The sequence below is a fragment of the Clostridium sp. CS001 genome (genome assembly GCF_020443565.1).
In the GTDB taxonomy this organism is placed as follows: Bacteria; Bacillota; Clostridia; order Clostridiales; family Clostridiaceae; genus Clostridium_AD.
This window is the reverse complement of the sequence record NZ_JAIZZN010000032.1, coordinates 37,512-46,522: the sequence shown is the minus strand read 5'-3', so window position 1 is coordinate 46,522 and position 9,011 is coordinate 37,512. Positions and strand designations below refer to the sequence as shown.

General features: G+C 31.8%; 7 protein-coding genes. 2 read left to right on the top strand and 5 right to left on the bottom strand.

Going from position 1 to position 9,011, the window contains the following annotated elements; translation table 11 throughout:
- Positions 1 to 197: 197 nt before the first annotated feature.
- The 5 genes from LGK97_RS16880 to LGK97_RS16860 all read right to left on the bottom strand — a co-directional run bounded on the left by LGK97_RS16880 (position 198) and on the right by LGK97_RS16860 (position 7,803).
- Complete coding sequence (locus LGK97_RS16880; protein ID WP_226260922.1) at positions 198 to 2,264, bottom strand: ATP-binding cassette domain-containing protein; 2,067 nt, start codon at positions 2,262 to 2,264, stop codon at positions 198 to 200.
- Between the two features lie 12 nt (positions 2,265 to 2,276).
- A complete protein-coding gene (locus tag LGK97_RS16875) occupies positions 2,277 to 4,364 on the bottom strand; it encodes an ATP-binding cassette domain-containing protein (protein ID WP_226260921.1) in 2,088 nt (695 codons plus the stop codon).
- A 255-nt stretch (positions 4,365 to 4,619) separates the two neighbouring features.
- The gene (locus LGK97_RS16870) at positions 4,620 to 6,023 is read right to left on the bottom strand and encodes a sensor histidine kinase (RefSeq protein WP_226260920.1); all 1,404 of its coding nucleotides are present in this window, start codon (positions 6,021 to 6,023) and stop codon (positions 4,620 to 4,622) included.
- Complete coding sequence (locus LGK97_RS16865) at positions 6,020 to 6,733, bottom strand: response regulator transcription factor (protein ID WP_226260924.1); 714 nt, start codon at positions 6,731 to 6,733, stop codon at positions 6,020 to 6,022. The genes LGK97_RS16870 and LGK97_RS16865 overlap by 4 nt, the downstream gene beginning before the upstream one ends.
- Positions 6,734 to 6,930: 197 nt before the next feature.
- Positions 6,931 to 7,803 (bottom strand): cation diffusion facilitator family transporter, encoded by an 873-nt coding sequence (locus tag LGK97_RS16860; RefSeq protein ID WP_226260919.1) that lies wholly within the window; start codon positions 7,801 to 7,803, stop codon positions 6,931 to 6,933.
- Positions 7,804 to 8,088: 285 nt separating this feature from the next.
- Here LGK97_RS16860 and LGK97_RS16855 point away from each other — a divergent pair, with 285 nt between their 5' ends.
- Positions 8,089 to 8,388: a hypothetical protein gene (locus LGK97_RS16855; protein WP_226260918.1), complete on the top strand. Its 300-nt coding sequence runs from the start codon at positions 8,089 to 8,091 to the stop codon at positions 8,386 to 8,388.
- Positions 8,389 to 8,518: 130 nt separating this feature from the next.
- Positions 8,519 to 9,010, top strand: coding sequence for a MarR family winged helix-turn-helix transcriptional regulator (locus LGK97_RS16850; protein ID WP_226260917.1), 492 nt, complete (start codon positions 8,519 to 8,521; stop codon positions 9,008 to 9,010).
- The last annotated feature ends 1 nt before the right edge of the window (position 9,011 follow it).

Genomic DNA, 9,011 nt, shown 5'->3' with positions numbered 1-9,011 from the left:
CATATATAAATTATACAACAAAAGCGAATTCTTAGGAATTCGCTTTTGCATTTAAAAGATAAAAAAGGGCTATCTCAATCTAGAAATTACTTTCTATTTTGAGACAGCCCCTTTCTCCTATTAAGTCAGAATTTGAGATTGCAAAATAAAACAAACCCCTTAGATACATACCATATCTAAGGGGTTTTTACTATTTTCTACCTACTTCTTAAAGCATCTATAGGATCCATTTTTGAAGCCTTATAAGATGGATAGAACCCTGAAATCATACTTAGCACCACGCAGAATAATAAAATTAAACCAGCATCTGCAAGGGGCAACTTACATACTTCCATATGAGGAGCATTTGCAGCAATATTCTTTAAGAAGTTATAAACTGCTGCGTTTATGATTCTAGATATACCCAAAGTAGACAGCAATCCTATGCCTGCAGATAACACTCCAATTATGAAGGATTCTGCAACGAAAATGTTCAAGATATCTCTCTTCCTTGCACCTACCGCGCGGAGAATACCTATTTCGTTGATTCTTTCAAGCACAGAAATATAAACAACAATGGATATCATTAGAGCAGCTACAACAATGGATATTGCAGCAAATCCTAGTAAGGCATAACGTACTTGCTTCATTGCGCCTTCCACTTGCGAGGAAATAGTTTTTCCCGTTAACTCAAATTTATATTTATCTTGGGAGTCATTTAATTTTTGTAGTTCTGCATCTAAATCTTTAGTATTTTTTGAATATAAAACTAGAGCAGGACTTTCCAGAGTAGTTTTATCTATTTTAAACTCTTTCTCATAAAAATTGATAGCCCAATCACTTGAAGCATAATAAGTGTCCATTAAAGTAGTTGTGTTTGCAATTCCGGCAATTTTCCAAGTCTTAACGATTGGTGCCTCAGAGGCAGTGCCTTGATTACCACGGGGGTTAGAACCTTGCTTTAGGTAACGAACGTAAATATCCTTACCAATTAAGTTATTAAGATCGCCACCATCTTTTTCTAAATCTTTAGCGGTGGAAAGTGAAATAACAATTTCATTTGTAGAATCCTTTTTTGGAAGGGTTCCATATTGAATATCATTATTAACATCTTCCATTACCCCTGGAGTCATCATCATAATTAATTTTTCTCTTGTAGCTGGATCTGACATTTTACTCATTAATTTTTCATCTTTAATTATACTTTCATCTAAAGAATAAAAGGTTGCTACAGGAATATCTTTTCCTCCAATTTGGAAGTTATAAGCATACAAATCTTTACTCAAAGACATAACTGAGTTTATATCACTATATTTTACGGGCTTAACATCTCTTATAGATTTATCTGCATTTTCTTTTAAATTAACAGTTATTGCATTTGTGGGGAATATACCTTTAACTTGATTATTAACCGCATCAGTGGTACCTGAGGTAATAGCTATAGCTAAGGCAATTCCACATATACCTATAGAAGTACCAATTGCTGTTGCCAAAGTACGGCCTTTTTTAAGCCAAGCATTACGCAGTGACATTTTAAGGGCTGTTAAAAAGGACATTCTTGATTTTGTTTCTATTTTATCTATTTCAGTAGGAGCGGAGGACATTGAAGAAATATTTTCTTCAATAGAAATTAACTTTCCATCTTCCATTTTCACAATTAAGTCAGCATAAGCTTCTGCAAGTTCTGGTGCATGGGTAACCATGAGCACTAGCTTCTCCTTTGAAATTTCTTTTAGTAACTCCATAACTTGTTCCCCAGTTTTAACATCTAAGGCCCCAGTTGGTTCATCAGCTAAAATTATTTCAGGATCGTTAGCAAGAGCGCGAGCAATGGCTACACGTTGACGTTGGCCACCAGATAGAAGGTTTACTTTCTTTTTCATTTGATCACTTAGTCCAACTCTCTTAAGCAGATTGTGAGCTTTTTCTATTTTATTTTTCTTAGAGATTCCTGATAAATCTAAAGCTAATTCTACATTTTGAATTGATGTTAGTGAATTAAGTAAGTTAAACTGTTGAAAAATAAAACCTACTGTATTTTTTCTATAAGTGTCTAAATCTTTTGCTCCACTTTCTTTTAAAGATTTCCCATTAACAATAACATCGCCTTGGAAATCTGCATCTAAAGCGCCAATTAAATTCATCAAGGTGGTTTTTCCACATCCTGAAGGTCCAACAATTGCCACTAGTTTTCCATTGGGTAAATCAAAAGATACATCATCTAATGCTATAACTTGGTGTTTACCGATTTTATATGTCTTTTTTAAATTTTTAATCTGTAACATTTACTTCCCCTCCTATTCATCACGCAATGCGTCAATAACTTGAATTTTAGTTGCTCGTTTAGATGGAAAATGTCCCGCTAAAACTGCAACTAATATGCTGATAACAATGAGGCCGGCAATAGTTACAAAGGGAATTTTAATATCTGTAAATGGAATACCTGTCAATGGGATATTTACAATATTGTCTGCATTAATATTTAATGCGCTATTGATTATTTTATTTGCAATTGGTTGTATTATAAAGGCAACCACTACTCCTGTGACACCTGCAAAGAAACCAATTAAAGCAGATTCAGCTTTGAATATACGAGCAATATCTTTATTTCTTGCTCCCACAGCTTTTAAAATACCTATTTCTTTTTTACGTTCAAGTACACTTGAGAAAATTACAATACCTATTAAAATTGTTGAAACAACTAAGGCTAATGAAATAAATACAATCATAACCGCCTGAGCTAAGTTAATTAAAGTTTTAATAGCGGATTTAACCATAACAATTTGTGAGCTTGCAGAGAAACCCTTATCTTTGGCCATCTTATGTCCACCAATACCACCATTTTCCGTAGCATTGATATAATCTAATACCTTTTCATTGTTATGAACATCTTTTATAACTACTTCTGCATTTATTACGCGGTTATCTTTTCCTACAAAATAACCATCATCTTTAAGCCAAGTATTAACTGCATCATATGAATAATATGCAGCAGCCGAGCTTAAGGCTATTTCATCTACAACACCAACAACTTTAAAATCTCGTGTATATTTTTTACCTAAGACTTCAGCTCCAGTGGCTGGGTCAGTAGTTTTATCTTGAATTACTACCTTTATAGTCTTTCCAATGGCTTTTGTATAATCATCTGTATCTGGATTTAAGCCATACTTTTCAATAACTTTTTTTGCCATATCCTTATTTACTAATAATTCATTCTGATTATCCTTTGGGAAATCACCATGTAGTGCATGGTCAATATTTGAATGATAGTTTTCTCCACCTAAAGCATTAAAGGAGATATCAGTTAAAGTTTCATTATTTACTTCAAAAGAAGCAACGTTTTTAATATTTAAATCTTCTCTGACAGTTGCTACTTCAGGGTTTTTCTTAATACTGTCATAGACATTTATATTCTTTGGAAAATCAGTCTTTTGAAGTGCGGCATCCTTAAATTTCATTGACACCTGTACTATGTTAGCACTAGTAAAAGAATTTGTTTGAAGATCTATATAATCAGTTGCCCCATTACTAAGACCTACAACTAATAGAATACCCGCTATTCCAATGGAGCCAGCAGCGGTTGTCACTAAGATACGTCCCATCTTTTGTTTAATGTTTCTAAGGGATAGTTTTAGCGCATCGCCAAAGGACATGCTGCTATTTTTCTTTTTTAGTTCTGATTTCAAATTATTTGTTTCAGACTCATTAATTCTTTCATCCTTTTGAATTTTTCCATCTAGGATACTTACTACACGAGTAGAGTATTCATATGCTAGTTCTTTGTTGTGAGTAACCATAATAATTAATTTATCTTGTGCCACTTCTTTAATAAGTTGCATAATTTGAATTCCGGTTTTCTTATCTAAGGCTCCTGTTGGCTCATCTGCTAGTATTATGTCTGGATCATTTGCAAGGGCCCTTGCTATTGCAACCCTTTGTTTTTGGCCACCAGATAATTCTCCAGGTCTATGTTCCATATGTGATTCTAGCCCAACTTGAGTAAGTAGGTCTTTTGCACGCGAAATACGATCCTTTTTCGATAGACCAATTAAATTCATAACAATTTCAACATTTTCAAGTGCTGATAAATGCTCAATTAAATTAAAGGATTGAAAAACAAATCCAATATTGTTTTTACGATATAAATCCCAATCTTTCTTTTTATATTTTTTAGTGGATTTTCCCTCAATAATCAAATCACCTGAAGTAGGCTGATCTAGCCCGGCAATTATATTTAAAAGTGTGGATTTTCCACAACCTGAAGGACCTAGGATTGAAACAAATTCTCCCTTTTCAAAATTAAGATCTACGCCACTTAGGGCGTTAAAACTTTTCTTTTTTTCAATGATATATTCCTTTGAAAGATTACTTAGTGATAAAAGCATATATAACTCCTTTCCAATCAATTAATGTATTTCTATTGCAGCTTCGAAGAAGATGATTTAACTTTATGTATCTATAATAACAAGTGAATCTTAAATCAAGCATCTGTTAACCTTAAATCCACCTTAAATCATTATTTGTTATGCAGAAATATTAATGATTTCAGTAGGAGATTTTCAATTTGAAATGCTGCATACCAATAAAAATCTGCCAAAGCATAGAAGTTAATTCATATGCTTTGGCAGAGATTGATTTACTTAATCTAACTCTATGATGAATTTGCAGCCTTTTCCCATCTCAGTTTCAAGGCTTATGCTGCCATTATGTTTTTCAATGATGGTCTTAGTAATTGCAAGGCCAAGGCCCGTACCTCCAGTTTGAGAGTTTCGTGTACTATCAACCCTATTAAAAGGTTCGAATATTTCATCAGATAGCTCCTTTGGCATTCCAATTCCATTATCTTGAATTTCGATTATCACTTTGCTTAATAAATTCTTTAAAACTATTTTAATTTCTGTACCTGGCTTATTATATTTCAAAGCATTATTAAGAATGTTAAGAAGGGCCCGATCCATTTGTTTCTCGTCAATAAGAACAATTTTCTTACCTTCAGGTATTTCAAAACAAGACTTAAAACCTGCCTCGTCTATTTGGGGTATTAATGAAGCTATTAGCTCCCTTAAATATTCACAAATATCCACGCTTTTAAGGTTAAGCTTAAAATCCGAGCTTCCCATTTTAGAAAGTTCAAATAAATCGCCTATTAAACTGTTAGCTCTTGAACTATTATTCATTATTATTCCCAAGAACTTTTCCCTGTCGCAGTCTGGTATATCTTTGTTATTCATTACTAGACTTGAGTATCCCATTATATTTGAAAGTGGAGTTTTTAAATCATGAGATATATCGAGTATCAGTTTCTTTCTGTTATCCTCAGCTTTTTCCTTTAACTTTCTTTCATTTTCAATCTTTTCAGCCATTATGTTGAAAGCATCCTTCAGTTCGCCAAATTCATTCATAGACTGAAGCTCCACCCTGGCAGAATAATCACCAGCCGCAATAGTTGTAACTCCACTTAATAATTTCTTAAGAGGTTTTACGAAATTATTGGAGGTTAATCTAGAGTAAATAATAAGCCCTAGGATAAATGAGGTAATATTGATTGAAGCACCTAAAATTATAATAAATATAAAATTAGTAATGTATACAGGAGTTCCATTTCTATCAAAGAAAATACCATTAACCATTTGAGACTTATGAGGAATAACGATTTTTAACCAAAAATCACCTTTGCTATTATAAAGTACACTATAATAATATTCCCGCTGTTCTTTTCCACTATGAATTAAGAAATTACTGAACTCACCCTTAGTATATTGGGTTATATTTTGAGGATTTATGCCTTTTGAAAATATAACCTTATAATTTTTATCAATTATTTGAACTCCGCCTTTATACTTTAAAATCTGAGAGTAATCTATATTTTCATAGTCATCTCTCATAATTTGAGTAGCAGATAAAGCAGGAATTTCATCTAGCTTTAGTAAGTTTTTAAAGCTAAATGAAATAATTAAGGACATTACAATGAATATTGCAGTTGAGAGAACGAACAGTAAAAAGTAATTTAATAAAAGCATGTTTGCAACTTTTTTATTTCTCATATATCATCACTTATCCTTTGGTGATTTTCCAACTTATAGCCAATTCCCCTTATAGTCTTTAAATACTGAGGACTCTTAGGGTTATCCTCAATCTTGTCTCTTAAATGACTAATGTGAACCATAATTGTATTATCATCACCATAGTAAGCTTCTTCCCATACAGCTTCATAAAGTTGTTTTTTTGTATAAACTCTCCCTACATTTTCCATGAATATCTGAAGTAGCTTTATCTCCTTTGCATTACATTCTAATAGTTTATCATTTTTATATGCACTATAACTATTCTTGTCAAAAGTTAAGTCTCCTATTTGAATAGTTAACTTATCAGGTGTTTTCTGCGAGGCTAGGTACTGATAAGATCTCCTTAGTTGAGCTTGAACTCTTGCTATTAGCTCAATGGGATTAAAGGGTTTCACCATATAGTCATCAGCACCTAGTCCAAGGCCTAATATTTTATCTGGATCTTCACCTCTTGCAGTTAAAAATATTGCGGGGATTTCGCTTGTTTCCCTTATCTTTCTCAGTAAATGGAAGCCATCAAGTCCTGGCATCATTACGTCAAGAATAACTAAATTGATTTCGTTATTCTTAAACATGTCCAAAGCTTTTAATCCATCTTCTGCAGCATAAACCGTAAAATCTTCTTTTATAAGGTGTAATTCTAGTAGTTGCCTTAGATCTTTATCATCCTCTGCTATTAAAATATTTATGATTAACACCTCCTATAAAACCCACAATGCACCCTAGCACCTTTTGTATGGTTAACTTATTGTTCTTAGTTGTAATTTACCTCGGCTTTATTATAAACGTATTAACTGACATTTTCAATATTTTAGATAATTGAAGAATTATTTGGTTATGACTATAAAAAAAGATATAACCATATTTAGCTATATCTTTTTCCAGTTTAAATGTTGGGATTAACATGTACCATACAGTGTTTAATCCTATTGTCTAGGTTTTCGATAGCATTATGAACTCTCTCAGCAATATCATGACCTTCGCACACTGATAAATCACTATTAACGCATATTTCTACATCCACATATAATCTATTAGCGCTGACTCTAGTTTTTAACTCATCGATACTTATAACACCATTTGTTTTCTCAATTTCATTTTTTATATTTTCAATGGTTTTTGCATCAGCACAATGGTCAATCAATTGGTTAATGGCTTGTTTATAAATATCTATAGCTACTTTGGTTATTAAAACACATATCACCAGTGATGCCATTGGATCTAATATTGGATAGCCCATTCTAGCTCCCACAATTCCTATTAATGTTCCAATAGAGGAGAATGCATCGGATCTGTGATGCCAGGCATCTGCCATAAGAGCAGAACTTTCAATCTTTTTAGCGCCAATAACGGTATATCTATACATCCACTCTTTTGTTACTATGGAAAGTATAGCAGCATATACGGCAATTTTTGCTGGAACTACGGTTGTTCCATTTATAATGTTCTTTATGCCATTGTAGCCAATTAGTAAGGCAGTAATTAATAAAATACTTGCCAGTATCTTAGCCATAATAGGTTCCATCTTTTCGTGACCATAAGGATGATCTTCATCGGCAGGTTGTTTGGCTAATTTTAATCCAACCATTACGGCTATTGTACTTAGTACATCAGAAAGGGAATGCATACTATCTGCAATCATGGCTCCACTTCTACCTATAATACCTGCAATTAATTTAATTGATGATAATAAAATATTAATAAGTATTGTGATTTTGGATATTTTCATACCAATTTTAAATCGTTCATCGCTGTTCAATTATTACACCTCATTTTCAATTGATAATTAATTATTAAGATATACTTATAGTATATGCACAATGATGGACATTTGCAACCCTTTCTATTGCTAATATTTATTATCAGTTGATAACAATATGCATTATACTTTGGTAATGAATATTACTTAAATTTACACAAAAGGTGGGAAAGGAAGTTTTTGTGAAAGTAAATAATTAAGCAACTATACAATATGAGGAATTTTATTATATATAAAGAAATATAATTATAGGTTATAAGATTCTTTAAAAATGGGGGGAGCTATATGATAAAAAAATCAATTAATGATACTTATATCCTAATTGGCCTATTAATATTTGCAATTATCATGGTAATAGGTTCAAATAAAGATACAGTTATATTTGGACGAGTCCTCTTAATATGTGCAGCTTTTGTAGTAATAGTTATAATATATAATATGATAAAATATTATATTGACAAGAACTATTATAGGAAACCCAATAATGTAAATTTGCAAAAGAAAATTGAAGATATCCTTGCTAAGAGATATATTAATGAAGATGGAACTTATAGCTTTGCAGAACTGAAAAAGTTAAAGAAATAGATAGTTATAGGGTATTAAAATAACTTCACAAATAATGATTTGATTTTTTTATTAGTATCGTTGACAAATAAATACTTCGGTGATAGAATTAAAATATACTTCGACAAGAGAACTAATTTGGAGGGCTTTTATGGATGCAAACAAAATAGAGGGTATTATTTTTAGCTATATTGATGAGTTTAAAGTTTTGTTTTTTCCAGAGCAATGGAGTGACATATTCTTAGATTACTCTAAGAATGAAATTTTAGCATTATTATTCTTGTATCGAAAAAAGAATGTTAATATGACGGAAATAGCTGAATATATAATGGCACCATTAAATACTGCTACAGGAGTTATTTCTAGATTAGAAAAAAAACTCATGGTAGAAAGAGTAAGAAGTTCAGAGGATAGAAGAATAGTTTTAATAACTCTTACAGAAACAGCAAACAGGGTAATTGAAATGGAAAAGGATATGATTACCAAATATATTATTAGGATTTATGAGACACTTACTGAGGATGAAATTTCTTCAGCATTAAGTATTTATAAAAAAGTAATTGGAGTTTTTAAGGAAAGTAAGAATCCAATTAAAGAAGAAGAGATTCCTGTTAAAAAGGTGAAAAGAATAATTATCGAATAGC

Bases quoted from the DNA above. Each gene is read 5' to 3' on its own strand.
- LGK97_RS16875 (WP_226260921.1), bottom strand. From the start codon at position 4,364: ATGCTTTTATCACTAAGTAATCTTTCAAAGGAATATATCATTGAAAAA.
- LGK97_RS16870 (WP_226260920.1), bottom strand. From the start codon at position 6,023: ATGAGAAATAAAAAAGTTGCAAACATGCTTTTATTAAATTACTTTTTA.
- LGK97_RS16850 (WP_226260917.1), top strand. From the start codon at position 8,519: ATGGATGCAAACAAAATAGAGGGTATTATTTTTAGCTATATTGATGAG.
- LGK97_RS16855 (WP_226260918.1), top strand. From the start codon at position 8,089: ATGATAAAAAAATCAATTAATGATACTTATATCCTAATTGGCCTATTA.
- LGK97_RS16880 (WP_226260922.1), bottom strand. From the start codon at position 2,264: ATGTTACAGATTAAAAATTTAAAAAAGACATATAAAATCGGTAAACAC.